Annotated in this window: 22 protein-coding genes; 11 read left to right on the top strand and 11 right to left on the bottom strand. The window is 69.4% G+C overall.

The window, feature by feature from the left end; all coding sequences use genetic code 11:
• Nucleotides 1-2: 2 nt before the first annotated feature.
• Together ACSQ89_RS23310 and ACSQ89_RS23305 are read right to left on the bottom strand one after the other, a co-directional pair.
• Entirely contained in the window at nucleotides 3-668 is a 666-nt protein-coding gene (locus tag ACSQ89_RS23310) for a haloacid dehalogenase type II (RefSeq protein WP_436296468.1), read from the bottom strand.
• Nucleotides 669-846: 178 nt separating this feature from the next.
• Nucleotides 847-2,328: an aldehyde dehydrogenase family protein gene (locus ACSQ89_RS23305; RefSeq protein ID WP_436296467.1), complete on the bottom strand. Its 1,482-nt coding sequence runs from the start codon at nucleotides 2,326-2,328 to the stop codon at nucleotides 847-849.
• 238 nt (nucleotides 2,329-2,566) lie between these two features.
• On the opposite strand from ACSQ89_RS23305, the gene ACSQ89_RS23300 reads away from it, so the two are divergent.
• The 8 genes from ACSQ89_RS23300 to ACSQ89_RS23265 all read left to right on the top strand — a co-directional run bounded on the left by ACSQ89_RS23300 (nucleotide 2,567) and on the right by ACSQ89_RS23265 (nucleotide 10,672).
• Nucleotides 2,567-3,445 carry a GNAT family N-acetyltransferase gene (locus tag ACSQ89_RS23300; protein ID WP_436296466.1) on the top strand — a complete coding sequence of 293 codons (879 nt, stop codon included), beginning with the start codon at nucleotides 2,567-2,569 and terminating at the stop codon, nucleotides 3,443-3,445.
• Between the two features lie 5 nt (nucleotides 3,446-3,450).
• Complete coding sequence (locus ACSQ89_RS23295; RefSeq protein WP_436296622.1) at nucleotides 3,451-4,386, top strand: 2-hydroxyacid dehydrogenase; 936 nt, start codon at nucleotides 3,451-3,453, stop codon at nucleotides 4,384-4,386.
• A 4-nt stretch (nucleotides 4,387-4,390) separates the two neighbouring features.
• Nucleotides 4,391-5,554, top strand: a complete 1,164-nt coding sequence (locus tag ACSQ89_RS23290; RefSeq protein ID WP_436296465.1) for an aminotransferase class V-fold PLP-dependent enzyme — start codon at nucleotides 4,391-4,393, stop codon at nucleotides 5,552-5,554.
• Between the two features lie 182 nt (nucleotides 5,555-5,736).
• The gene (locus ACSQ89_RS23285; protein WP_436296464.1) at nucleotides 5,737-7,140 is read left to right on the top strand and encodes an aspartate aminotransferase family protein; all 1,404 of its coding nucleotides are present in this window, start codon (nucleotides 5,737-5,739) and stop codon (nucleotides 7,138-7,140) included.
• Nucleotides 7,141-7,219: 79 nt separating this feature from the next.
• On the top strand, nucleotides 7,220-7,714 hold the full coding sequence (locus ACSQ89_RS23280) for an Lrp/AsnC family transcriptional regulator (protein WP_436296463.1): 495 nt from the start codon (nucleotides 7,220-7,222) through the stop codon (nucleotides 7,712-7,714).
• Nucleotides 7,715-7,734: 20 nt separating this feature from the next.
• Nucleotides 7,735-8,115, top strand: coding sequence for a (2Fe-2S)-binding protein (locus tag ACSQ89_RS23275; protein ID WP_436296462.1), 381 nt, complete (start codon nucleotides 7,735-7,737; stop codon nucleotides 8,113-8,115).
• Nucleotides 8,112-9,518: an FAD-dependent oxidoreductase gene (locus ACSQ89_RS23270; protein ID WP_436296461.1), complete on the top strand. Its 1,407-nt coding sequence runs from the start codon at nucleotides 8,112-8,114 to the stop codon at nucleotides 9,516-9,518. Before ACSQ89_RS23275 ends, ACSQ89_RS23270 begins: the two co-directional genes overlap by 4 nt.
• Nucleotides 9,515-10,672, top strand: coding sequence for an NAD(P)/FAD-dependent oxidoreductase (locus ACSQ89_RS23265; protein ID WP_436293256.1), 1,158 nt, complete (start codon nucleotides 9,515-9,517; stop codon nucleotides 10,670-10,672). The genes ACSQ89_RS23270 and ACSQ89_RS23265 overlap by 4 nt, the downstream gene beginning before the upstream one ends.
• Nucleotides 10,673-10,768: 96 nt before the next feature.
• Here the strand turns inward: ACSQ89_RS23265 and ACSQ89_RS23260 are convergent, their stop codons facing one another.
• The 8 genes from ACSQ89_RS23260 to ACSQ89_RS23225 form a co-directional block, all read right to left on the bottom strand.
• Nucleotides 10,769-11,122 (bottom strand): cupin domain-containing protein, encoded by a 354-nt coding sequence (locus ACSQ89_RS23260; protein ID WP_436296460.1) that lies wholly within the window; start codon nucleotides 11,120-11,122, stop codon nucleotides 10,769-10,771.
• Entirely contained in the window at nucleotides 11,119-12,348 is a 1,230-nt protein-coding gene (locus ACSQ89_RS23255; protein WP_436296459.1) for a M20 aminoacylase family protein, read from the bottom strand. Before ACSQ89_RS23255 ends, ACSQ89_RS23260 begins: the two co-directional genes overlap by 4 nt.
• On the bottom strand, nucleotides 12,345-13,043 hold the full coding sequence (locus ACSQ89_RS23250; protein ID WP_436296458.1) for an HAD-IA family hydrolase: 699 nt from the start codon (nucleotides 13,041-13,043) through the stop codon (nucleotides 12,345-12,347). Before ACSQ89_RS23250 ends, ACSQ89_RS23255 begins: the two co-directional genes overlap by 4 nt.
• A gap of 177 nt (nucleotides 13,044-13,220) precedes the next feature.
• Entirely contained in the window at nucleotides 13,221-14,285 is a 1,065-nt protein-coding gene (locus ACSQ89_RS23245; protein ID WP_436296457.1) for a tartrate dehydrogenase, read from the bottom strand.
• Between the two features lie 23 nt (nucleotides 14,286-14,308).
• Entirely contained in the window at nucleotides 14,309-15,109 is an 801-nt protein-coding gene (gene hpaI / locus ACSQ89_RS23240) for a 4-hydroxy-2-oxoheptanedioate aldolase (protein WP_436296456.1), read from the bottom strand.
• 15 nt (nucleotides 15,110-15,124) lie between these two features.
• The gene (locus tag ACSQ89_RS23235) at nucleotides 15,125-16,594 is read right to left on the bottom strand and encodes an NAD-dependent succinate-semialdehyde dehydrogenase (protein WP_436296455.1); all 1,470 of its coding nucleotides are present in this window, start codon (nucleotides 16,592-16,594) and stop codon (nucleotides 15,125-15,127) included.
• Nucleotides 16,595-16,633: 39 nt separating this feature from the next.
• A complete protein-coding gene (locus ACSQ89_RS23230; protein ID WP_093105516.1) occupies nucleotides 16,634-18,184 on the bottom strand; it encodes a UxaA family hydrolase in 1,551 nt (516 codons plus the stop codon).
• A gap of 23 nt (nucleotides 18,185-18,207) precedes the next feature.
• Nucleotides 18,208-19,191 (bottom strand): Bug family tripartite tricarboxylate transporter substrate binding protein, encoded by a 984-nt coding sequence (locus ACSQ89_RS23225; RefSeq protein ID WP_436293261.1) that lies wholly within the window; start codon nucleotides 19,189-19,191, stop codon nucleotides 18,208-18,210.
• 106 nt (nucleotides 19,192-19,297) lie between these two features.
• On the opposite strand from ACSQ89_RS23225, the gene ACSQ89_RS23220 reads away from it, so the two are divergent.
• The gene (locus ACSQ89_RS23220; protein WP_436293262.1) at nucleotides 19,298-20,251 is read left to right on the top strand and encodes a LysR substrate-binding domain-containing protein; all 954 of its coding nucleotides are present in this window, start codon (nucleotides 19,298-19,300) and stop codon (nucleotides 20,249-20,251) included.
• A 42-nt stretch (nucleotides 20,252-20,293) separates the two neighbouring features.
• Here ACSQ89_RS23220 and ACSQ89_RS23215 read toward each other — a convergent pair whose 3' ends face one another.
• Nucleotides 20,294-20,617, bottom strand: coding sequence for a hypothetical protein (locus ACSQ89_RS23215; protein WP_093105525.1), 324 nt, complete (start codon nucleotides 20,615-20,617; stop codon nucleotides 20,294-20,296).
• A gap of 209 nt (nucleotides 20,618-20,826) precedes the next feature.
• Here ACSQ89_RS23215 and ACSQ89_RS23210 point away from each other — a divergent pair, with 209 nt between their 5' ends.
• Nucleotides 20,827-21,432 carry a nuclear transport factor 2 family protein gene (locus tag ACSQ89_RS23210; protein WP_093105528.1) on the top strand — a complete coding sequence of 202 codons (606 nt, stop codon included), beginning with the start codon at nucleotides 20,827-20,829 and terminating at the stop codon, nucleotides 21,430-21,432.
• Nucleotides 21,433-21,447: 15 nt separating this feature from the next.
• Complete coding sequence (locus tag ACSQ89_RS23205) at nucleotides 21,448-22,425, top strand: Bug family tripartite tricarboxylate transporter substrate binding protein (protein WP_436293263.1); 978 nt, start codon at nucleotides 21,448-21,450, stop codon at nucleotides 22,423-22,425.
• The last annotated feature ends 3 nt before the right edge of the window (nucleotides 22,426-22,428 follow it).

The raw sequence follows: 22,428 nt of genomic DNA, 5'->3' as shown, positions 1-22,428 counted from the left end.
AATCAGAGGCCCACGACGCCCGGCAGGCCGCCGATGTCCTTGATCTCGACGTAGCGGTAGGCCGGATTGCCAGGGCCGTGGCCGCGGTTGACGAAGACCTTGTTGACGATGCCCAGGTCGTCCGCCGACATCAGGTCGTAGCGCAGGCTGGAGGAGACGTGCAGCACGTCCTCGGGGTTGCAGCCCAGCGAGTCGAGCATGTATTCGAAGGCCTTCAGGCGCGGCTTGTAGGCCTGGGCCTGCTGTGCGGTGTAGACGCGGTGAAAGGGCGCACCCAGCATCGCCACGTTCTTCTGGATCTGGTTGTCCGAGGCGTTCGACAGGATCACCAGCGGGATCTCCTTTGCGATCTTGGCCAGCCCGGCAGGGACGTCCGCGTGCGGGCTCCAGGTCGGCACCGCGTCGTAGTACTTCTGCGCCTCATGGTCGAGGTACTGGATCTTCCACTTCTTGCACAGGCGCCGCACCGCGTTCTTCAGCACCACTTCGTAGGGCTGCCAGTCGCCCAGCACCTCGTCGAAGCGGTAGGCGCTGAAGTCGGCGACGAACTGCTCCATGCGCTCGGCCGGGATGCGGTCGGCGAACATGTCGCGCGCCATGTCGCCCATGCGAAAGCGCGTCAGCGTGCCGTAGCAGTCGAAGGTGATGAATTTGGGACGGAAGCTCATGGTCTCTATTCCTTAAATGACAGATGTAAATGCGACAAGCTCATGACGAAGCGATTGCAGCACGCAGCGGCGCCGAGGTTGTAGGGAAATGGGGGCGCCCGGCGCACGAAAGCTGCCGTTTGGAGGGGGTGCGGCGGCATGCCATGCGGTCTGCCCCTCGCGCGTGCAGCCACGCACCTCAGTGCGTTGCTGCGAAGTCGATGAGCACGCTTTTGAAGCGCAGGTTGGCCTCGACTGCCTGACGGCCCAGGTCCTTGCCGATGCCCGACTGGTGGTAGCCGCCGGTGGGGATGACGAAGTCGGCGCTGCGCCCGTAGCGGTTGATCCAGACGGTGCCGGCGGAGATGCCGCGCATCGCGCGCAGCGCCCGGCCGATGTCGGCGGTGTGCACGCCGGACGCGAGGCCGTAGTGTTCGTGCGCGGCCAGCGCCAAGCCTTCCTCCTCGTCGCCGAAGGTCTGGACCGTGAGCACCGGCCCGAAGATCTCTTCCCGCACCGCCGGGTTGGCCGCGTCCACGCCCTCGATCAGCGTGGGCCGGAAGTAGGCGCCGCCGGGGCCGCCGTCGAACAGGCCGCCGCCGCTGCGCATGCGGCCGCCGGCCTCGCGCGAGCGATCGACGATGTCCTGGATGCGCCCGGCCTGCAGCGCCGAGACGATGGGCGGCAGCGTGGCCGCGTCGTCCCAGGTCGCGCCCGGGCGCAGCGCTTCGAAGCGCGCGGCGATGCCTTCGACCAGCGCCTCGGCGATGCCCCGCTGCACGATCAGCCGCGAACCGGCCACGCACACCTGGCCCGCGTTGCCGGTGATCGCGCCGGCGATCATGTCGGCCAGGCGGTCTACATCGGGCGCATCGTCGAACACCAGCTGCGGGCTCTTGCCGCCCAGCTCCAGCGTCACCGGCTTGGGGCCCGCCATGGCGCAGGCGGCCATGATGGCGGCGCCGGTGCGGGTGGAGCCGGTGAAGGTCATTTTCGAGACGAGCGGATGGCGCGAGAGCGCGTCGCCCGTGGTGCGGCCGTCACCCTGCACGACGTTGAAGAGCCCGGGCGGCACGCCGGCCTCGACGGCCAGCTCGGCCAGCCTGAGGGCCGAGAAGGGCGTCAGCTCCGAAGGCTTGAGCACCACCGCGTTGCCGGCGGCCAGCGCGGCGCCGACCTTCCACGACACCATCACCAGCGGAAAATTCCACGGCGTGATGGCGCCGACCACGCCGTAGGACTCGGCCACCACCATGCCCAGATGGTCGTGGCGCGTGGCCGCGACCTCGCCACCGAGCTTGTCCGCGTACTCGGCGAAGAAGCGCAGGCCTTCGGCCGTGAACGGGACGTCCCAGGCGATGGCGTCGCGCACCGGCCGCGTGGAGCACACGGCCTCCAGCGGCCCGAGGCGCGCGGCGTCGGCTTCGATCAGGTCGGCCCAGCGGCGCAGCACGCGAGCGCGTTCGCGCGGCGCGCGCCGTGCCCAGTCGCTCTGGCGCCAGGCGCTCCAGGCATCGCGCACGGCAGCGTCCACGGTGGCCGCATCGGCCAGCGGAAGCTCGGCATGCGGCTGGCCGTCGGAGGGCCGCTGCACGACCATGCGGCCGCCATCGGGGACCAGGCGTCCGCCGATGAAATGGCCCGAGGGCGCGTGGATCTGTCGCGGGTCGAAGACTTGCATGGTGGACTTTCGATGGAAATCTGTTGCCGAAACGCGAGCTCGCGAAACGGCGCTCGATGCTAGGCAGGTTGGCGCGGCATTTGTGTGCGTAAGCGCGCGCGCTGCCGCATCGAATTGCGAAACCCGGGGCCGCGACAGGCGAAGCTTGCAAGTTGCGGCGAAGCGCGAATTGGGTCTGGCGAAAGGCGCGGATGTCGTCCAAGATGACCTGCCTTTTCGCTGCAAAAAGACCTTCCCGATGCCTGCCCAGACACCGAATTCACCTGCTCTCGACGGCGTGGTGCTGAGATCAATGACCGCCGCAGACCTGCCGCTCGCACATGCGCTGACGGCCGTGCTGCGCTGGCCGCACCGCCCCGCGGACTGGGAGCAGGTGTTCGCGCATGCCGAGGGCATCGTCGCCGAGCGCGACGGCGAGCTCGTCGCCACCGCGCTGCGCTGGCGCTGGGGCGAGCGTCACGCCACCATCGGCCTCGTGATCGTGGCGCCGGCCTGCCAGGGTCGCCGCCTCGGCCACCGGCTCATGAGCGCGCTGCTCGAAGGCCTGGACGCGCACACGGTGCTGCTGCATGCGACCGCCGACGGGCGCGGCCTGTACGAACGGCTGGGCTTCGTGCGCACCGGCGAGTTGCGCCAGCACCAGGGCACGGCGCAGCCGGCGCCGCTGGTCGCGCTGCCGTCCGGCTGGCGCCTGCGGCCCGCCGGTCTGCACGAGGCTACAGCCCTTCAGGCGCTCGACGCGGCGGCGCGCGGCATGCCGCGGGATGCGCTGATCGCCGATCTGCTGGCCAGCGCCGACGCCTGCGTGGTGCTCGACCATGACAACGAGCCGCGCGGCTTCGCGATGCTGCGCCGCTTCGGGCGCGGGCACGCGATCGGTCCGGTGGTGGCGCCCGATGCCGAAGGCGCGAAAGCGCTGATCGCGCATCTCGCCGGCCTGAACGCCGGCCACTTCACGCGCATCGACATCGACTTCGCGAGCGGGTTGGCCGAATGGCTCGAGAGCATCGGCCTCTTGCGCGTGGACGCGCCGACGACGATGGTGCGCGGTGCGCCGCTTGCCACGCCGCCGGGCGGGCCGGCGCTGTTCGCGATCGTGACCCAAGCCGTCGGTTGATGGCGATGGGCACGGCCACCTTTCTCTACAAGTCAGACCCGGTGCGCGGCCGCCAGTGGGCCGAGGTGTTCCGGCGTCGCGCGCCTGGGATCGACTTCCGCATCTGGCCCGACATCGGCGACGCGGCGCAGGTGCGCTTTCTTGCGGCCTGGGAACCGCCGGAGGATCTGGCCGAGCGCTTTCCGAATCTCGAGGTGCTGTTCTCTTCCGGCGCCGGCGTCGACCAGTTCGACTTCGCGGCGCTGCCGCCGGACTTGCCGGTGGTGCGCATGGTGGAGCCCGGCATCGTGCAGGGCATGGTCGAGTATGTGACGTATGCGGTGCTCGGCCTGCATCGCGACATGCCGCGGTACCGTCGCCAGCAGCAGGAGGCCCAGTGGCGCCCGCTGCCGGTGCGGCCCGCTGGCGAGCGGCGCATCGGTGTGCTCGGGCTCGGCTCGCTCGGCCAGGCGGTGCTGGCGCAGCTCGTCGGCCTGGGCTTCGATTGCGCGGGCTGGAGCCGCTCGCGGCATGCGGTCGAGGGCGTGGAATGCCATGCCGGCGCCGACGAGCTGCAGTCCTTCCTCGCGCGCACCGACATCCTCGTGTGCCTGCTGCCGCTGACCGATTCGACGCGCGGCTTTCTCGACGCGCGCCTGTTCTCGATGCTGCCCGAAGGCGCGGGCCTGGTGCATGTCGGCCGCGGGCCGCAGCTCGTGGACACCGACCTGCTGGCTGCGCTGGCCAGCGGCCGGATCGGCGATGCCGTGCTCGACGTGACCGACCCCGAGCCGCTGCCGCCGGAGCATGCTTTCTGGCGCCATCCGAACATCCAGCTCACGCCGCACATCGCGAGCATGACACAGCCGCTGAGTGCGGCAGAGGTGGTGCTCGACAACCTGCAGCGCTTCGAGGCAGGCGAACCGATGCTCGGCCTGGTCGATCGCGCGCGGGGGTACTGAGGAGATGCAGGAACCTCAACGCGACAACGAGGAGCGCTGGGAGCAGGTGCGCGCGCGCTATCCGGCGCAGGAACCGCTGCTCAACCTGAACAACGCGGCCGTCAGCCCGCCACCACGAGCCGTCGAGCAGGCGGCGATCGAGGCCTTTCGCCTGGTCAGCCGCAACCCGGACGTCAACATGTGGACCCGGCTCGATGCGAATCTGCCTTCGATCAAGGACGCGCTGGCTGCCTTGGTCGATTGCGATCCGGCCGAGATCGCGCTCAACCGGAACTCGACGGAAGGACTCAGCACGGTCATCTTCGGCGTGACCATGCAGCCCGGCGACGAAGTGGTGGTCTCCGAGTGGGACTACCCGAGTGCCCTCGGCGGCTGGCAGCAGCGCGCCGCACGGGAAGGCATCCGGGTCGTGACCGCACGCTTCGATCCGCTCGACGATGACGACGCCATCGTGAGCGCCTATTCGAATGCGTTGACGCCGCGAACGCGCGTGATGCAACTGACGCACATGCTGCATTGGACGGGGCGCGTGCTTCCCGCTGAGCGCCTGTGCAAGCTCGCGCGCGAACGTGGCGTGGTGTCCTTGGTCGACGGTGCGCAGACCTTCGCGCAGATGCCCGTCAGCTTCCGAACGCTCGGCTGCGACTTCTTCGTCACCAGCCTCCACAAGTGGCTGGGTGCTCCCGTTGGAAACGGCATGTTGATCGCGCGCCGCGAGCGCATAGCATCCACATGGCCTTTGATGGCACCGTTCGAAGACGCGCCGGATCGCATCGACAAGTTCGACCACTGGAACCTGGGGACCTACAACTCCGCCCTGCAGGCGGGCATCGCCCCCGCCATCGAGATTCATCGCGAAACAGGTGTCCATGCCATGCACGCTCGCTTGCGCGAGTTGACCCGCTATTGGGTGGGATTGGCCAGCGGCATTCGAGGGTTCAGGCTGCACACGCCGGTCGACGACGAGCGGCTCGCCGCAGTCAGCCTGTTCTCGATTGCCGGCGCTGACATGAGGCATGTCGAGCGGGAGCTGCGCGAAAGGCACCACGTGCATGTGAAGTACCGCCGCATAGGGCCGATCGAGGGCTTGCGAGTCTCGCCGCATGTCTACACCCGGAAATCCGAGCTGCAGCGCTTCGTGGAAGCGCTGGACCGCGTGCTCGGCTAGCACGGCATCCGACGCGGGCGCTTTCTCGCCGCGGAGGTCTCACGGCACGATCTGCTGTAGCGAAGCACACAACCGCAGCCTGCTTTGCGCAATGCACCCAAAGCAGCACCACGCGATGCGGTGCGCCGCCTAAGCTGATGGCCATCGAAAGCCTCTTCGCTCTCGCTCCATCCGACACCGACATGACGCATCCCACCGCATTGCCCCACCACGCCGCGCTCGACGCGATCGACCGCGCGCATCTGATCCATCCCGTCTCGCCCTGGCGCGTGCACGAGAAGCGCGGCCCCACCGTGCTCGCCTCGGGCCGCGGCGCGTGGCTCACCGATGCCGACGGCCACGAACTGCTCGACGCCTTCGCGGGCCTCTGGTGCGTGAACGTGGGCTACGGGCAGGAGAGCGTGGTGCAGGCCGCGGCCGAGCAGATGCGCCGCCTTCCCTACGCGACCGGCTACTTCCACTTCAGCAGCGAGCCGGCCATTCGCCTGGCCGAGAAGCTGGTGCAGATCACGCCGGCATCGCTGACGCGCGTGTACCTGACGCTCGGCGGCTCCGAGGCGATCGATGCCGCGGTGCGCTTCATCGTGCAGTACTACAACGCGATCGGCAAGCCATCCAAGAAGCAGTTCATCGCGCTGGAGCGCGGCTACCACGGCTCTTCGTCCACCGGCGCCGGCCTGACCGCACTGCCTGCCTTCCATCGCGGCTTCGATCTGCCGCTGCCCACGCAGCACTACATCCCGTCGCCCTACGCGTATCGCCATGCGGACGGCGCCGACCCGCAGGCGCTGATCGCGGCCTCGGTTGCCGCATTGCGCGCCAAGGTGGCCGAGCTGGGCGCGGACAACGTGGCTGCCTTCTTCTGCGAGCCGATCCAGGGCTCGGGCGGCGTCATCGTGCCGCCCAAGGGCTGGCTGAAGGCCATGCGCGAGGCCACGCGCGAGCTCGGCATCCTGTTCGTCGTGGACGAGGTCATCACCGGCTTCGGCCGCACCGGCCCCATGTTCGCGTGCGAGGCCGAGGGCGTGGAGCCCGACCTGATGACCATGGCCAAGGGCCTGACCGCAGGCTACGTGCCGATGGGCGCGACGATGATGTCGGAGCAGGTCTATGCCGGCATCGCCGACGGCGCGCCGGCCGGCGCATCGGTCGGCCATGGCGCCACGTACTCCGCGCATCCGGTCGGCGCCGCGGTCGCGCTGGAGGTGTTGCGCCTGTACGAGGAAGGCGGCGTGCTCGCCAACGGCCAGCGCGGTGCGGCCCACTTCGCGGCCGGCCTCGACGCGCTGCGTACGCACCCGCTGGTGGGCGATGCGCGCTACCGCGGGCTGCTCGGCGCGCTGGAGCTGGTGAGCGACAAGGCGAGCAAGCGCGGGTTCGACGCAGCGCTGGGCCTGTCCGACCGCATCTTCGCCGCCGGCTATCGCAACGGCCTGGTGTTCCGCTCCTTCGGCGACCACATCCTCGGCTTCGCCCCGGCGCTCACCTTCACCGAGGACGAGTTCGCGCAGCTGTTCGCGCGGTTGAAGAAGACGCTCGACGAGGTGCTCGACGCGCGTGATGTTCGCGCCGCACTGGCTGCCTGAACCAAGGGCTTGCGTACACGGCCCCCGGATCTCAGCGCGCGACGCAGAATCGGAGCTTCTTCGCTTTTTTCGCACCGCCATGTCAGAAGCCTTCAAGATCGACCGACTCGACCTGCGCATCCTGGCCCAGCTGCAAAAGAACGGCCGCATGACCAACGTGGACCTGGCCGATGCGGTGGGCCTCTCGCCCAGCCCTTGCCTGATCCGCGTGAAGCGGCTGGAGCAGGCCGGCTACATCGCCGGCTACGGCGCCCACCTGCGGCTGGAAAAGCTCGGCGACACGCTGACCGTGTTCACCGAGGTCACGCTGCAGGATCACCATCGCGAGGACTTCGCACGCTTCGAGGCCGCGATCAGAGATGTCGACGAAGTGCTCGAATGCCATCTGGTGAGCGGCGGCTACGACTACCTGCTGCGCTTCCTGACGCGCGGCGTCAACCACTACCAAGAAATCATCGAGGAACTGCTCGAACGCAACATCGGAATCGCGAAGTACTTCAGCTACATCGTCATCAAGTCGCCGTTCATCAAGACGCACTGTCCGATCGAACGGCTGTTTCCCAACCAGCGCTGACCGGCGCTTCCTTTTCGTCCATGCCCGACACCCCGCCTCGCTCCCGTCCGTCCGCCCGCTTCGTGCGGCTGGCCGAAACCGACAGACCCACGCTGACGTTGCAGATCGACGGCCAGCCGGCCACCGCGCTGGCCGGCGACACCCTGCTGGTGGCGCTGCTCGCCCACGGCCGGCGCGTGCGCGACAGCGAGTTCGGCGACGGGGCGCGGGCCGGCTTCTGCCTGATGGGCGCCTGCCAGGACTGCTGGGTGTGGACGCCGGCCGGCGAGCGCCTGCGCGCCTGCTCCACCCCCGTGACGGCGGGCATGTCGGTGTGCACGCGGCCGCCCGCGCAGCACTGGCCGGCGACGCCGGACCTGCTGCAATCCCTGCAGCGCCATGCCCCGGGGGCGGCAGCATGAGCCCTGCATCGCTCGCTCATCCCGCACGCATCGTCGTGGTCGGCGCCGGCCCCGCCGGCGTGCGTGCGGCGCAGGCCCTGGTGCAGGCCGGGCTGCGGCCCATCGTGATCGACGAGAGCCGGCGCGACGGCGGCCAGATCTACCGCCGCCAGCCCGAAGGCTTCAAGCGCCCCTATGCCAAGCTCTATGGCAGTGAGGCCGCCAAGGCGCAGGCGTTGCATCGCGACTTCGATGCGCTGCGCGCGCAGTTGGACTACCGACCCGACACGCTGGCCTGGAACCTGAGCGAAGGCGCCCTGCACGTGGTGCGCGAGGGCGAGCCGCAGACGCTGCCCTTCGATGCGCTGCTGGTGTGTTCCGGCGCCACCGACCGCCTGATGCCCGTGCCCGGCTGGCAGCGCGCCGGCTGCTACAGCCTGGGCGCCTCGCAGATCGCACTGAAGGCGCAGGCCTGCGCGATCGGCGCGCGCGTCGTCTTCCTCGGCAGCGGGCCGCTGCTGTACCTGGTCGCCTCGCAGTACGTGCAGGCCGGCGCGCAGGTGGCGGCGGTGCTCGACTCCGCGCCGGCCGCCAAGCCCTGGGGCGCCTTGGCCGGCCTCTTCGCGCGGCCACGGCTTGCGCTGCGCGGTCTCGCGCTGATCCGCGGCCTGAGCCGTGCCGGCGTGCCGGTGCTGCAGGGCGTGACGCCGCTTCGCATCGACGGCGACGATAGCCTCGGCGTGCAGGCCGTGGCCGTGCTCGATACCCAGGGCCGCGAACAGCGCTTCGAATGCGATGCGGTCGGTCTGGGCTGGCACCTGCGCGCCGAGACGCAACTGGCCGATCTCGCGCGCTGCGAGTTCGACTTCGAGCCGCTGAGCCGACAGTGGCTGCCGCGCATCGATGCCGACGGACGCAGCAGCACGCCGGGCGTCTACCTCGCCGGCGACGGCGCCCGCATCCTCGGCGCCGACGGCGCTGAGGCCGCCGGGCGGCTGGCCGCGCTGGCGGCGCTCGCCGACCTGGGTCACGCGCCGGGCCGCGTGCTGTACGACGCCGAGTCCGCCGCGCTGCGCCGCACGCTGGCGCAGATGGACCGCTTCCGCGAAGGCCTGGCGCGCGCCTTTCCCTGGCCGCACGCGCAGGCCGCGGCACTGCCCGACGATGCGGTGGTGTGCCGCTGCGAAGCCGTGACGGCTGGCGAACTGCGGCGTTGCGTCAACGAGTTGGACAGCCGCGAAGTCAACCGCGCCAAGGCCTTCAGCCGCGTCGGCATGGGCCGCTGCCAGGGCCGCTTCTGCGGCCATGCGTCGGCCGAGATCGTGGCGCAGGCCTGCGGTATTCCTGTCGAGCAAGTGGGACGGCTGCGCACGCAGGCGCCAGTCAAGCCCCTGATGATGAGTACGCGCGAGGTGCAGGCATGAGCCCGGGAACACATGACACCGACGTGCTGATACTGGGCGGCGGCCTGATGGGCACCACCGCCGCCTTCTTCCTGCGCCGCGAGCACGGCCTGTCGGTCACGCTGCTCGAGCGCGAGCTGGTGGGCCGCCAGGCCAGCGGCACCAACTTCGGCAATGTGCGGCGCCAGGGCCGCGCGCTGGCGCAGATGCCGCTGGCCAACCGCGCGCGTGCCGTGTGGGGCCGCGTGAAGGAACTGCTGGGCGAGGACCTGGAGTTCGTGCCCTACGGCCATCTGCGCGTCTGCTACACCGAGAAGCAGGCCGCGGTGCTGGAGCAGCATGCGAAGGACGTGAAGCCGCTGGGCCTCGACCTGGAGCTCTTCAGTGCCGGGCAGCTGCGCCGGCGCTGGGGCATCTTCGCGCCCGAGGTGGTGAGCGGTTCGCTCTCGCCGAACGATGGCCATGCCAACCCGCGCCTGGCCGGCCCGGCCTTCGCGCGCGCGGCCCGGCGCGCCGGCGCGAACATCGTCGAGCATGCCGAGGTGATGCACGTCGAGCGCGACGGCACCGGCTTCGTCGCGCACACGGCAGACGGCCGGCGCTTTCGCGCGCCGCAACTGCTGGTGGCTTGCGGCGCCTGGTCGAACCGCATGGCCGAGCAGTTCGGCGAAGCCGTGCCGATGGACGCGCGCGGCCCGCAGATGGGCGTGACGGAGCCGCTGCCCTATGCCATCGGCCCGTCGATCGGCGTCTCATCGCCGGTCGAGCACGAGGGCCTGTACTTCCGCCAGATCGCGCGCGGCAACATCGTCTTCGGCGGCGGACTCAAGGGGCCGGCGCATGCCGACCTGATCCGTGCCTACGTGAAACCCGACAACGTGCTGCGCCAGCTGCGCGAGCTGCGCCGGCTGGTGCCGGCCTTCGAGCACGTGCAGCTGATTCGCGTGTGGAGCGGCATCGAGGGCTACACCGGCGACTGGCAGCCGGTGATCGGCCCCAGCGCCCGCGTGCCGGGCCTGCACTACGCCTTCGGTTTCAATGGCGAGGGCTTCGCGATCAGCCCAGGCGTGGGCGAGACGATGGCCGAGCTGATCGCCACGGGGCGCACGTCGACGCCGATCGAGAGCTTCTCGATCGGCCGGTTCGCTTCCGAGTTGGCAAAGCAGGCGGCCTGAAGCGGTTGGGGTGCGGAGGCGGGCGGTGTGCCCTCACCCTAACCCTCACAAAGCGTCCAGAGCCAAGACCCTATGCACTCCGGGCTTGTGCGGGCCCTACATCGCCATCACGACGAACACCTTGCGCAGGGTCTCATGCACATGCCATTCGCCGGTGGTGTGCTGCGGAAAGAACAGCGTGTCCCCCGCGCGGATCTGAAGCGGCTCGCCGCCGGTCGGCGTGAAAGTGCAGGCGCCCGCGAGGATGTGCATGACCTCGGCGTTGGGCAGCTGGCGTTCGAAGCGGCCGGGTTCGCATTCCCAGATGCCGCTGTTGTTGCCGCCGGCGCCTGCCAGCTCGACGTCGATGCCGCGCAGGCGGCACGGCGGCTCGCTCAGCGCGCGCGCGGGCGTGCCCTGGTCTTGCAGGCCGCCTATGGTGGCCGATTGGTGCAGAACGGTGATGCTCATGAGGATGAAGAGGAAAGAGGAGGAGGAGGGGATGCGGGTTCGGCTGCCGGGGCAAGGGCACGCTCGGCCACCTCGCAGAACCAGCGCACGCCCAGCGGCAGCGCATCGTCGTTGAAGTCGTAGCAGGGGTGGTGCAGCGCGCGATCGCCCTCCGGGCCCGGATCGGCGCGGCCCTGGCCCAGCCACAGGTAGGCGCCGGGCCGGCGCTTCAGCATGAAGGCGAAGTCCTCCGAGGTGAAGGCCGCGCGCGGCGCCGTGTCGGCTTGCAGGCCGATGGCGTTGGCCGCGGCGAGCGCGAGAGTGGCCTCGTCGCTGGTATTGACCGTGGCCGGGTAGTAGCGCAGATAGTTGACTTCGGCCTGGGTGCCGCTGGCCAGCGCCACACCGTCGACAGTGGCGCGCAGCGCGGCCTCGATGCGGTCCTGCGATGCGGCGTCGAAGCTGCGCACGGTGCCGGTGATCGACACCTCCGCGGGCAGCACGTTGTGGCTGTGGCCGCCTTCGATGCGCGTGACCGACAGCACCGCCGATTCGCCGGGGTCGATGCGGCGCGAGACGATGGTGTGCAACTGGGCAACGAGCTGGCTCGCCGCGAGGATCGCGTCGGGCGTGTGATGCGGCTGCGCCGCATGGCCGCCGCGGCCGCGCAGCACGATGTCGAAGCGGTCGGCCGCGGCCATGATCGGCCCGGCCCGCGTCTGCGCGTGGCCCAGCGGCAGATCGGGCCAGTTGTGCAGCGCATAGACGCTGTCGCAGGGGAAGCGCTCGAACAGGCCGTCCTCGATCATCGCGCGCGCACCGCCTTTGCCTTCCTCGGCCGGCTGGAAGATGAAGTGCACCGTGCCGTCGAAGCGGCGCGAGCGCGCCAGCTGGCGCGCAGCGCCGATCAGCATGCTGGTGTGGCCGTCGTGCCCGCAGCCGTGGTGCACGCCCGGCGTGCGGCTGGCGTGGGCGGCGCGCCCGAGCTCGACCATCGGCAGCGCGTCCATGTCGGCGCGCAGCCCGACGCTCTGCGCACCGCTGCCGCAGCGCAGCGTGCCGACCACGCCGGTGCCGCCGACCCCTTCATGCACTTCGAGGCCGAGGAGCCGCAAGGCCGCAGCCACCACGCCGGCCGTGCGCCTTTCCTCGAACGCGAGTTCCGGATGTGCATGCAGGTCGCGCCGCAGCGCGACCAGTTCGGGCAGCAGGTCGGCGACCGGCGCGGCGATCGCCTGCAGCGTCAACGCCCGGCCTCGACGGCATCGGCCAGCTCGGCCAGCGTGTGGAAGTGGTAGTCGGGCTGGGTGTGCTTGGACTCGAGCGTGCCGCCCGAACCCTTCTGCCCATGGCGCCGTTCGATCCAGCAGGTGGTGATGCCCAGCTGCTTGGAGATGCCGATGTCGTGGTACTGGCTTTGCGCCACGTGCAGGTTGTCCGCCTGCCTGTAACCCCAGGCGCCTTCGAAGCGGCCGCGGGCGTAGGCGAAGTAGCGTGCATCGGGCTTCTCGCACAACGCGTCGTCGCAGCTCAGCAGCATGTCGAAGGGAGAGCCCAGCGTCTTGTCGAAATGGGCCAGCGCCCACTGCTGCGCGTTGGTCATGGTCACCAGCTTGAAGCGCTTGCCGAGCCGCTTCAGTGCTTCCACCGAATCGGGGAACGCCGGCCACTGCGCCACCGAATCGCGCAGGCCCTGCGCGAGCGCGTCGGTGTCGGGCAGGCCGAGTTTCGGCGCGATGGCGTGCCAGCAGCGCTCCAGATCGTCGGGGTACCAGCCGGCCTTGCCGTCGGCGCGCGCATAGCGGTAGGCGGCGAGGAAGTCCTCGTCCGTCACGCGGGCCTCGGGCACGGCAGAGCGCAGGTAGGCGAGCATGCCGCCCTCGAAATCGATCAGCGTGCCGACGACGTCGAAGGTGAGCACCTTGAAATCTTGCAGGGACATGGTGAAAGCTCCAGTGATGACGGCAATGCCGGTTGCCATGAGCATAGGGGCCGCTTTCTGCATGGCCGAACCGAACTGGGTCTGCGCTGCGGCACAGGATTTCGTTGTCCGCGCCTTGCCGGCATCTTCTTCTGCCGCGTGCGACCCGCCGACGCCGGCAGGCCGCGACGAGGGCCTTCAGATCAGCGCGCTGATCGCCTCACCCATCTCGATCGTCGTCGCCTTGCCGCCCAAGTCGCCCGTGCGCGGGCCCGCCGCCAGCACTTGCTCGATGGCTCGCACGATCGCATCGTGCGCTTCGCGATGTCCGAGGAAATCGAGCATCAGCGCGCCCGACCAGATCATCGCCACCGGGTTGGCAATGCCCTTGCCGTAGATGTCGGGCGCAGACCCGTGAACCGGCTCGAACAACGAAGGGAACTTGCGGTCCGGATTGAGATTGGCCGACGGCGCCAGGCCGATCGTGCCGGTGCAGGCCGGTCCCAGGTCGGACAGGATGTCGCCGAACAGGTTGCTGGCCACCACAACGTCGAAGCGCTGCGGCTGCAGCACGAAGCGCGCCGACAGGATGTCGATATGCTGCTTGTCCACCTTCACTTCGGGATAGCCGCTGCCGACCGCGTCCGCGCGACCGTCCCACCACGGCATGCTGATCGCGATGCCGTTGCTCTTGGTCGCCACCGTGAGCTGCTTGCGCGGCCGAGACTGCGCGAGGTCGAACGCGTACTTCAGCACCCGGTCGGCGCCGAAGCGGCTGAACACCGATTCCTGGACGACCACTTCGCGCTCCGTTCCCTCGAACATCACGCCACCGAGATTGGTGTATTCGCCCTCGGTGTTCTCGCGCACGATGTAGAAGTCGATGTCGCCGGGCTTGCGGCCGGCCAGCGGCCCGGGCACCCCTTCGAACAGACGCACCGGCCGCAGGTTCACGTACTGGTCGAACTCGCGCCGGAACTTCAGCAACGAGCCCCACAGCGAAATGTGATCCGGCACCGTGTCCGGCCAGCCGACCGCGCCGAAGTAGACGGCGTCCATGCCTTCGAGCCGGGACTTCCAGTCGTCGGGCATCATCTGCCCGGTCTTGACGTAGTAGTCGCAACTGGCCCAGTCGATGTGCGTCACGGCCAGTTCGATGCCGAAGCGGCGCGCGGCCTTCTCGAGGACGCGCAGGCCCTCGGGCATCACTTCCTTGCCGATACCGTCGCCCGGAATGGCGGCGATGCGAAGCGTCTTGTTCATGGTGTCTGCCTTCTTGTCGATGTTCAGTACGCGGAGGCGCCGGCGGCGCTCATGGCGCTCTCGGTGCCGAGGCCGAACTCGCCGGCCAGGCGACGCGCGGCCTGTGCGAGCAGCGTGACGTCGATGCCGACCGCCACGAAGGTGGCACCGAGCTCGAGGTACTTGCGTGCCAGCGCGAGGTCCGCGGTCAGCGTGCCGGCCGCCTTGCCGCTCGCGACGATGGTGCGGATGGCGCGGTCGATGGCGGCCTGGACCTCGGGATGCCCCGGTGCGCCGCGGTGGCCCATCGACGCCGCCAGGTCGGCGGGGCCGATGAACACGCCGTGCACCCCGTCGACGGCGCAGATCTCTTCGAGGTTGTCGAGGGCGGTGACGGTCTCGGCCTGCAGCAGCAGGCAGACCTCGTCGTTGGCAGCGCCCAGGTAGTCGCGCCGGGCACCCCAGCGCGAGGCCCGCGCCACGGCAGCGCCGACGCCGCGCACGCCCTCCGGCGGATAGCGGGTGGCCGCCACCAGCGCGCGCGCCTGTGCAGCCGTGTCGACCATGGGCACCAGCAGGTTCTGCACCCCGATGTCGAGCAACTGCTTGATCAGTGCGGTGTTGCCGCTGACGGCGCGCACGACCGGCTGGCCGGGATAGGCCGCGACCGCCTGCAGCTGCGCCAGGGTGCTGCGCACATCGTTGGGTGCATGCTCGCCGTCGATCAGCAGCCACTGGAAGCCGGCGGTTGCGCAGACTTCCGCGCTGTAGGGCTGCGCCATCGACAGCCAGAGACCGATCTGCGGCTGTTTGGCGAGCAGTGCGTGCTTGAAGGAATTATTCATGACCGTTGCTTCCATTCAGTCCAGCCCGCCCTGGCACACGTACTTGGTGTGCAGGTAGTCGTCCAGGCCGTGGACCGAGCCCTCGCGGCCATAGCCCGACTCCTTCACGCCGCCGAAGGGCGCGGCCTCGGCGGCCAATGCGCCTTCGTTGATGCCGACGATGCCCGACTCCAGCGCATCGGCCACGCGCCAGATGCGACGCAGGTCTTGCGAGTAGAAGTACGCGGCCAATCCGAACGGCGTGTCGTTGGCCTGCGCGATCACGTCCGCCTCGGTGTCGAAGCGCGTGATCGGCGCCACGGGCCCGAAGGTTTCCTCGCAGGCACAGGCCATCGTCGCGTCGACGTCGACGAGCACCGTGGGTGCGTAGTAGTGGGGTCCCAGCGCCGCCAGGCGCTCGCCGCCGGCGAGCACGCGCGCGCCCCGGGCGACAGCGTCGCGGACATGGCGCTCGATCTTCTCGACCGCGCGGACATTGATCATCGGGCCGATCTGCGAGGCGGCATCGGTGGCGGGCCCGACCTTGAGCGCCGCGACGCGCGCGCCGAGCTTGTCGGCGAAGGCGTCGTGCACGCTGCTGTGCACGAACACGCGGTTGGGGCACACGCAGGTCTGTCCGCCGTTGCGGAACTTGGCGGCCATCAGCCCTTCGACCGCAGCATCGAGGTCGGCATCCTCGAACACGATGAAGGGCGCGTTGCCGCCCAGCTCCAGGGACAGCTTCTTCAGCGTGTCGGCCGAACGACGGGCGAGGTGCTTGCCCACCGGCGTGGAGCCGGTGAAGGTGATCTTGCGCACGCGCGGGTCGTCCAGCCAGACGTCCACCACCTCGGGCGTGCGTTCGCGCGAGGCGGTGACGATGTTGAGCACACCGGGCGGCACGCCGGCCTGTTCGGCCAACGCAACCAGCGCCAGCGAGGTCAGCGGCGTGTCCTCGGCCGGCTTGCAGACCACGGTGCAGCCGGCGGCCAGCGCCGGGGCGATCTTGCGCGCGATCATCGCGGCGGGAAAATTCCACGGTGTGATCGCAGCGACCACGCCCACCGGCTCCCTGAGCGCGAACATGCGGCGCCCCGGCAGCGGGGCGGGAATGACGTCGCCGTTGGCGCGCACGGCCTCTTCGGCGAACCACTCGATGTAGCTGGCGGCGTAGGCGATCTCGCCCTTTCCCTCCGCCAGCGGCTTGCCCTGCTCGCGCGAGACCAGGCGCCCCAGGTCGTCCTGGTTCGCCATCACGAGGTCGTTCCAGCGCTTGATGATCTGCGAGCGCTGCTTGGCGGGAACCTTGCGCCAGGCGGCGAACGCGCTGTGCGCGGCGTCGACGGCGGCGCGCGCCTCATCGGCGCCGCTGTCCGGCACCTGGGCGATCCGTCCTCCGGTGGCGGGATCCGTCACGTCGAGCGTGCGGCCGGTGGCGGCGCGCCACTCGCCGGCAATGAAATTGGCGCTGCGCAGCAGGCCGGGTTGGGAAAGCGTCAGGGGCATGGTTCCGGGAATCGGTGGGTTCGGCGAACGAAGGAAGGCTCAGCTCACGATGCCCATGTGCCAGGGCACGAACTCGTGATCGCCCAGGCCCAGCAACTCGCTCTTGGTCGGTTCACCCGAAGCGGCGCGCAGGATGTGCTGGAAGATGCGCTCGCCCATCTGCTGCACGTCGAGTTCGCCGTCCAGGATCAGGCCGCAGTTGATGTCCATGTCGTCCTCGAGACGGGTGAACATGGCCGTGTTGCTCGCGAGCTTGATGGTCGGCGACGGCTTGGAGCCGAACATCGAGCCGCGGCCGGTCGTGAAGCAGATCAGGTTTGCGCCGCTGGCGATCTGGCCGGTCGAGGCCACCGGGTCGTAGCCGGGCGAGTCCATGAACACGAAGCCGGACTTGTCGATAGTCTCGGCATACTCGTACACGGCCTGCAGCGGCGTGGTGCCGCCCTTCATCGCAGACCCGAGGGACTTCTCGAAGATGTTGGCCAGCCCGCCGGCCTGGTTGCCGGGGCCCACGACGCCATTGAACTGGCCGTTGTGGCCGCGTGTGTACTCCTCCCACCAGGCGAGGCGGTCGAGCAGTTTCTGCCCCACTGCCGGGCTCACGGCGCGGCGCGTGAGCATGAACTCCACGCCATGGATTTCCGGGGTCTCCGAGAGGATGGCGGTGCCGCCGTGGCGCACCAGGATGTCCATCGCCGCGCCCAGCGCCGGATTGGCAGTGATGCCGGAGAAGCCGTCCGAGCCGCCGCATTCCAGGCCGATCTTCAGGTGCGCCGCGCTGACCGGCTGGCGCTTCACGTCGTTCGCGGCGGGCAGCATGGACTCGATGGCCGCAATGCCCGCGGCGATGGTGGCGCGGGTGCCGCCGGTGTCCTGCATCACGAAGGTTCGCACATGCGGGCCGGGCACGAGACCCTGCGATGCCACGAGGTCGGCGACCTGGTTGCGTTCGCAGCCGAGGCCGACGATCAGCACGCCGGCGAGGTTCGGATGGCGCGCATAGCCGGCAATGGTCCGGCGCAGCACGTCGAAGTGCTCGCTCGGCGACGACATGCCGCAGCCGCTGGTCTGCGCGAAGGCCACCACGCCGTCGACATTCGGGTACGGCGCCAGGCGCTCCGGCGTGAAGTGGGCGGCGATCTGCTTGATGACGGTGGCCGAGCAATTGACCGACGAGATCAGGCCGACGAAGTTGCGCGTGGCGACGCTGCCGTCCGGGCGCACGATGCCCATGAACGTGGCGCGCTCGGCCTCCGGGACGTAGTCGACGGGGCGCACGTCCTCGCAGAAGCCCGGGTCGCGGTCGAAGTCGACCAGCTCGAGGTTGTGCGTGTGCACGTGCTCGCCGGGCTCGATGTCGCGCATGGCTGCGCCGATGACGGTGTCGTACTTCCTGACCTTCTCGCCGGCGGCGATCCGGCTCGCCGCGATCTTGTGGCCGGCAGGCACCTGCGCGCGCACGCGCAGGCCCAGCTCCGGCAATGCCTGGCCCAGCGCGATGGGGGCGCGGGCGATCAGCACGTTGTCGTTCTCGTGCAGCCGGATGAGCGGCGAAGGGGCGGCGACGGCAGCGGTGGCAACAGCGGTCATGCAGATCTCCTGGCGGGTTCGCCTCAGTTCTTGCTCATCAGCTCCTTGAGCTTGAGCCTCTCGATGAGCAACTTTTCCTTGGCCACGCTGGCGCTCACGTATTTCTCGTAGTCCGGCGCGTCGAGGTACATGAGCGGCGCGTCGATCCTGGCGCAGGCGGCGGCGAATTCCGGACTCGCGGCGGCGACCTTGAAGGCCGCGCGCAGCCGGGCGGCGACGTCCGCGGGCAGGCCCTTCGGCGCGCCGATGCCGTTGGGTGCATCCACCACGACGTTGTAGCCGGCCTCTTTCAAAGTGGGCGCGTCCTTGAACTCCGTCGTGCGCTGCTCGCCCCAGGTGGCCAGGAGGCGCAGCTTGCCCGACTTGACATGCGGCGCCCAGGAGCTGGAATCGGCCAGCACATCGACGTGGCCGCCCATCAGCGCCTGCAGCGCCTCCGCACCGCCCTTGAAGGGAATGGCGTTGAACTTCACGCCGGCGGCGATGGCGAACTCCTCCATGCCGACATGCGTCGCGCCGCCCAGGCCGGCGGTGCCGTAGGTGATCTTGTCGGGGTTGGCCTTGGCGTCGGCCACCAGGTCCTTGAGCGTCTTCCAGGGCGCTTCGGCACGCACCGCGATGCCGAAGGTCTGGCCCGAAACGCGCGCGATGTAGCTGAGGTCCTTGAGGGGATCGACCTGCACCATGCCGAGCTGCGAAAAGCGCGTCACCGAGATCGGGATCTGGCCGATCGTGTAGCCGTCGGGCTTGGCGCTCGCCAGCGCCTTCAGGCCGATCATCCCGGAGGCGCCGGCCTTGTTGTCCACCACGACCGACTGCCCGAGCTCCCTGGCCGCGGCGGTGCACAGCGCGCGCATGGTCACGTCCGCAGTGCCGCCGGCGGGCCAGGGGCAGATGAAGGTGACGGGACGATCGGGGTAGCCGGCCGCGACAGCGTGCGTGGCGGCGAATGGAAGCATGGCGGCGCCGAGGCTGCCCAGCATGAACTGGCGGCGATTGGATCGCATTGTCTTGTCTCCTGATTGCATCGTGGGAAGCGCCGATTGTTCAGGGTCTCATCATTACAATCCAATGAAGTTACCGACTCTCTTCTTTCCTATTGGGTTATGAACGATGCCTGCCATCGATCGCGTGCTTCGTTCCAACCTGAAGCTGCGGCATCTGCAGTTGCTGGTGTCGCTCGACGAGTTCCGCCATCTCGGCCGTGCGGCCGAATTCCTGTCGGTCACTCAGCCGGCGGTATCGAAGACGCTGGCGGAGATCGAACGCATGTTCGACCTCGAACTCTTCGTGCGTTCGACACGCGGGACGGAACCGACCGCCTACGGATCGGCCGTGGTGCGATTCGCGCGGTCGGTGCTGGCCGACTACGGCCGCACGCGCGACGAGATCGCTGCCGTGGCGAGCGGCGCGGCAGGCCGGACCAGCGTCGGCGCCATGGTGGTCGCCACGCCCTCCCTGCTGATGCGTGCCGTCGCGTTGCTGAAGGAGCGTTCGACACAGACCACCGTCATGATCGAGGAGGGAGATCTCACGCGCCTGCTGCCGCGCTTGCGCGTCGGCGAGCTGGATCTCTTCGTCGGGCGGCTCGAGCCGGGGTATGCGGCGCCGGACCTGAAAACCGAAGCCTTGTACGCCGAGCCCATGTGCGTCGTGGTGCGGCCCGACCATGAACTGGCGTCCGCCGCCAGGCCGACCTGGCGCCAGCTTGTTCAACTGCCGTGGGTGGTGCCTCCGCCCTGGGCGTCGTCGCGCATGAAGCTCGAGCAGATGTTCTACAAGCATCGCCTGGTGCCGCCTGTGGACATCGTCGAGACGGCATCCTTTCTCGTGACGCTCAGCTGCATCCGGGAGCGATCCGCCGCCGGCTTTCTTGCGCTCGGCGTGGCGCGGCATTTCGAAGGCGAGGGCCTCGTCAAGGCGCTCAGGCTGCCGGTCCCGATCGAGCTGCCGCCGGTTGGCATGATCACGATGCACGGGCGCAACCCGACGCCGGCTACCGAGCAACTGATGCGATGCCTGCGGGCCGCCGCGGCCGAGCGCATGTCGACCGAAGCTGCCCTGTAGCGGCCTGTCAGCGCTTCTTCCCGTCGAGCGCCTGCATCGACTTCATCGAGGAGCGGCGAGCAGATCGCCCCCCAGGGCGGAGGCGGCCGAAACGGGATAAGGGCCTTTGCGCCGCACTGCCCGGACGAACTCCATGGCCTGCACCTGCTGCGCGCTGTACTCGGCCGCGGGGCCGGCCGGGAAATGCTTCGGATCCTTGTCCATGGCGATCAGCAGCAGATCGTCCGTCGTCAACGGATCCGAGCCTTGGGCGCGGTCCGCCAGGCCGACCTCGAGCGCGAAGGCCCATTCCGCCGGCGCCGCTGGATCCTTGCGCAGCATGCGCGCCGCGAGCTTCGCGGCGTTGGGACTCAGCCGGGCGATCATTGCAAAACATTCATCCAGATGCACGCAGACCTCCAAAGTTGGCCGGGGGATGCTGCCAGCGCCAGCGAAATTGGCTGTAGGCGGCATCCGTTATCCGGCGTCGGCCTTGCACGCGCCACGGCTGTGCAGGCCAGGAAAACTGATTTCCGCTCGCGTCCTTGCGCCGGCCGGGCGCCTTGCGCAAACTCCGGCGCCACCAAGGAGACGACATGGACGAGACACTGCAGCAGGAACTCCTGATCCGCCGGCTGGTCGAGCGCTGGGCGGTCTGGCGCGACGCCGGCGACTGGGAGCGCTTCGCCACCGTGTGGCATCCCGAGGGCGTGATGATGGCCACCTGGTTCCAGGGCCCGTTCCGCGACTTCATCCGCGTCACGCGGGAGGGTTGGGCCAAGGGCGTGAGCATCCTGCACTTCCTGGGCGGCTCGGCCATCGAGGTGGCGGGCGAGCGCGCCATCGCGCAGACCAAGATGACCATCTCGCAGCGCGGCATGGTCGAGGGCGTGCTCTGCGACGTGGTGTGCACCGGCCGCTTCTACGACTTCATCGTCAGGCACGAAGGCGAATGGAAGCTGCTGCATCGGCAGCCGATCTACGAGAAGGACCGCATCGATCCCGTCGACCCGGCCGCAACCGTCGAGCTCGATGCCGAAGCGCTGGCGAAGTTTCCCGAGGGCTATCGCCATCTCGCCTACATCCAGACCCGCATCGGCTACACGGTCAAGCTCGACATGCCGATGCTGAAGGGCGAGGCGGTCGAGGCGCTGTACCGTCGCGGCACCGCGTGGCTGGCCGGCGGTGCGCTCGAGCGCTGAGCCCGGCAGCGCGCCATGGACCATTGCCTCACCCGCCGCGCGGCGCTCGGCGCCGCGCTGGCCTTCACCGCATGCGCTGCCATCGCGCAGGGCGCCTACCCCGACCATCCGCTGCGCATCGTCGTGCCCCAGCCGGCAGGCGGCGGCTTCGACTTCGTCGCCCGCACGCTGGCCGACCGCCTGGGCAAGCAACTGGGCCAGCCGGTGGTGGTCGAGAACCGGCCGGGCTCGGGCACGGTCGTCGGCACCGACCTGGTCGCCAAGGCGCCGGCCGACGGCTACACGCTGCTGCTGGGCTCGGTGTCGAACCTGGCCTTGAACATGGGCATGTACCGCAACCTGCCCTACGACAGCCTGCGCGACTTCGAGCCGCTGGGCCTGGCCGTGGCCTACAGCTACACGCTGATGGCGCGCAAGGAGCTGCCGCAAGCCACGCTGAAGGAAGTGATCGGCCACGCCAAGGCCAACCCGAAGAAGCTCAACTACGCATCGGCCGGCAACGGCTCGGGCCAGCACGTGATTGCCGCGGCGCTGTGGCATGCGGCGGGCGTGGAGCTGACCCACGTGCCCTACCGCGGCGCACAGGCGGCCTACCAGGACCTGATCGGCGGCCGCGTCGACCTGTTCTTCGATCTCTCGTCGACCGCGCGCACCCAGATCGATGCCGGCACGGTGCGCGCGCTCGCGGTTTCCGGTGCGGCGCGCATCCCGACGCAGCCGGACATCCCGACCATCGCGCAGACCGGCGCGGCGCCGCTGGAACTGGAATCGTGGTTCGGCCTCTTCGCGCCGGCGAAGACGCCGCCCGCCATCCTGGAGCGCTTGCGAACCGAACTCGCACGCGTGATCGCGATGCCGGAAGTGACCGAGACCTTCCGCAAGGCCGGCGGCAAGCCGCTCGCGCTTTCGGTCGCCGACACGCGCGCGCTGGTGCAGAAGGACGTGGAGCGCTGGAGCCGGACCGTGCGCGAGCTCGACATCCGGCCCGAGTGAGCG

This window comes from Variovorax sp. LjRoot175 (genome assembly GCF_964253805.1).
Classification (GTDB): Bacteria; Pseudomonadota; Gammaproteobacteria; order Burkholderiales; family Burkholderiaceae_C; genus Variovorax.
Note: the sequence above shows the minus strand (reverse complement) of the source record. Positions and strands in the feature narration are given on the sequence as shown.

Coding starts and splice junctions, on each gene's coding strand:
- ACSQ89_RS23310 (WP_436296468.1), bottom strand. CDS start 668: ATGAGCTTCCGTCCCAAATTCATCACCTTCGACTGCTACGGCACGCTG.
- ACSQ89_RS23305 (WP_436296467.1), bottom strand. CDS start 2,328: ATGCAAGTCTTCGACCCGCGACAGATCCACGCGCCCTCGGGCCATTTC.
- ACSQ89_RS23300 (WP_436296466.1), top strand. CDS start 2,567: ATGCCTGCCCAGACACCGAATTCACCTGCTCTCGACGGCGTGGTGCTG.
- ACSQ89_RS23295 (WP_436296622.1), top strand. CDS start 3,451: ATGGGCACGGCCACCTTTCTCTACAAGTCAGACCCGGTGCGCGGCCGC.
- ACSQ89_RS23290 (WP_436296465.1), top strand. CDS start 4,391: ATGCAGGAACCTCAACGCGACAACGAGGAGCGCTGGGAGCAGGTGCGC.
- ACSQ89_RS23285 (WP_436296464.1), top strand. CDS start 5,737: ATGACGCATCCCACCGCATTGCCCCACCACGCCGCGCTCGACGCGATC.
- ACSQ89_RS23280 (WP_436296463.1), top strand. CDS start 7,220: ATGTCAGAAGCCTTCAAGATCGACCGACTCGACCTGCGCATCCTGGCC.
- ACSQ89_RS23275 (WP_436296462.1), top strand. CDS start 7,735: ATGCCCGACACCCCGCCTCGCTCCCGTCCGTCCGCCCGCTTCGTGCGG.
- ACSQ89_RS23270 (WP_436296461.1), top strand. CDS start 8,112: ATGAGCCCTGCATCGCTCGCTCATCCCGCACGCATCGTCGTGGTCGGC.
- ACSQ89_RS23265 (WP_436293256.1), top strand. CDS start 9,515: ATGAGCCCGGGAACACATGACACCGACGTGCTGATACTGGGCGGCGGC.
- ACSQ89_RS23260 (WP_436296460.1), bottom strand. CDS start 11,122: ATGAGCATCACCGTTCTGCACCAATCGGCCACCATAGGCGGCCTGCAA.
- ACSQ89_RS23250 (WP_436296458.1), bottom strand. CDS start 13,043: ATGTCCCTGCAAGATTTCAAGGTGCTCACCTTCGACGTCGTCGGCACG.
- ACSQ89_RS23245 (WP_436296457.1), bottom strand. CDS start 14,285: ATGAACAAGACGCTTCGCATCGCCGCCATTCCGGGCGACGGTATCGGC.
- hpaI (WP_436296456.1), bottom strand. CDS start 15,109: ATGAATAATTCCTTCAAGCACGCACTGCTCGCCAAACAGCCGCAGATC.
- ACSQ89_RS23235 (WP_436296455.1), bottom strand. CDS start 16,594: ATGCCCCTGACGCTTTCCCAACCCGGCCTGCTGCGCAGCGCCAATTTC.
- ACSQ89_RS23230 (WP_093105516.1), bottom strand. CDS start 18,184: ATGACCGCTGTTGCCACCGCTGCCGTCGCCGCCCCTTCGCCGCTCATC.
- ACSQ89_RS23225 (WP_436293261.1), bottom strand. CDS start 19,191: ATGCGATCCAATCGCCGCCAGTTCATGCTGGGCAGCCTCGGCGCCGCC.
- ACSQ89_RS23220 (WP_436293262.1), top strand. CDS start 19,298: ATGCCTGCCATCGATCGCGTGCTTCGTTCCAACCTGAAGCTGCGGCAT.
- ACSQ89_RS23215 (WP_093105525.1), bottom strand. CDS start 20,617: ATGATCGCCCGGCTGAGTCCCAACGCCGCGAAGCTCGCGGCGCGCATG.
- ACSQ89_RS23210 (WP_093105528.1), top strand. CDS start 20,827: ATGGACGAGACACTGCAGCAGGAACTCCTGATCCGCCGGCTGGTCGAG.
- ACSQ89_RS23205 (WP_436293263.1), top strand. CDS start 21,448: ATGGACCATTGCCTCACCCGCCGCGCGGCGCTCGGCGCCGCGCTGGCC.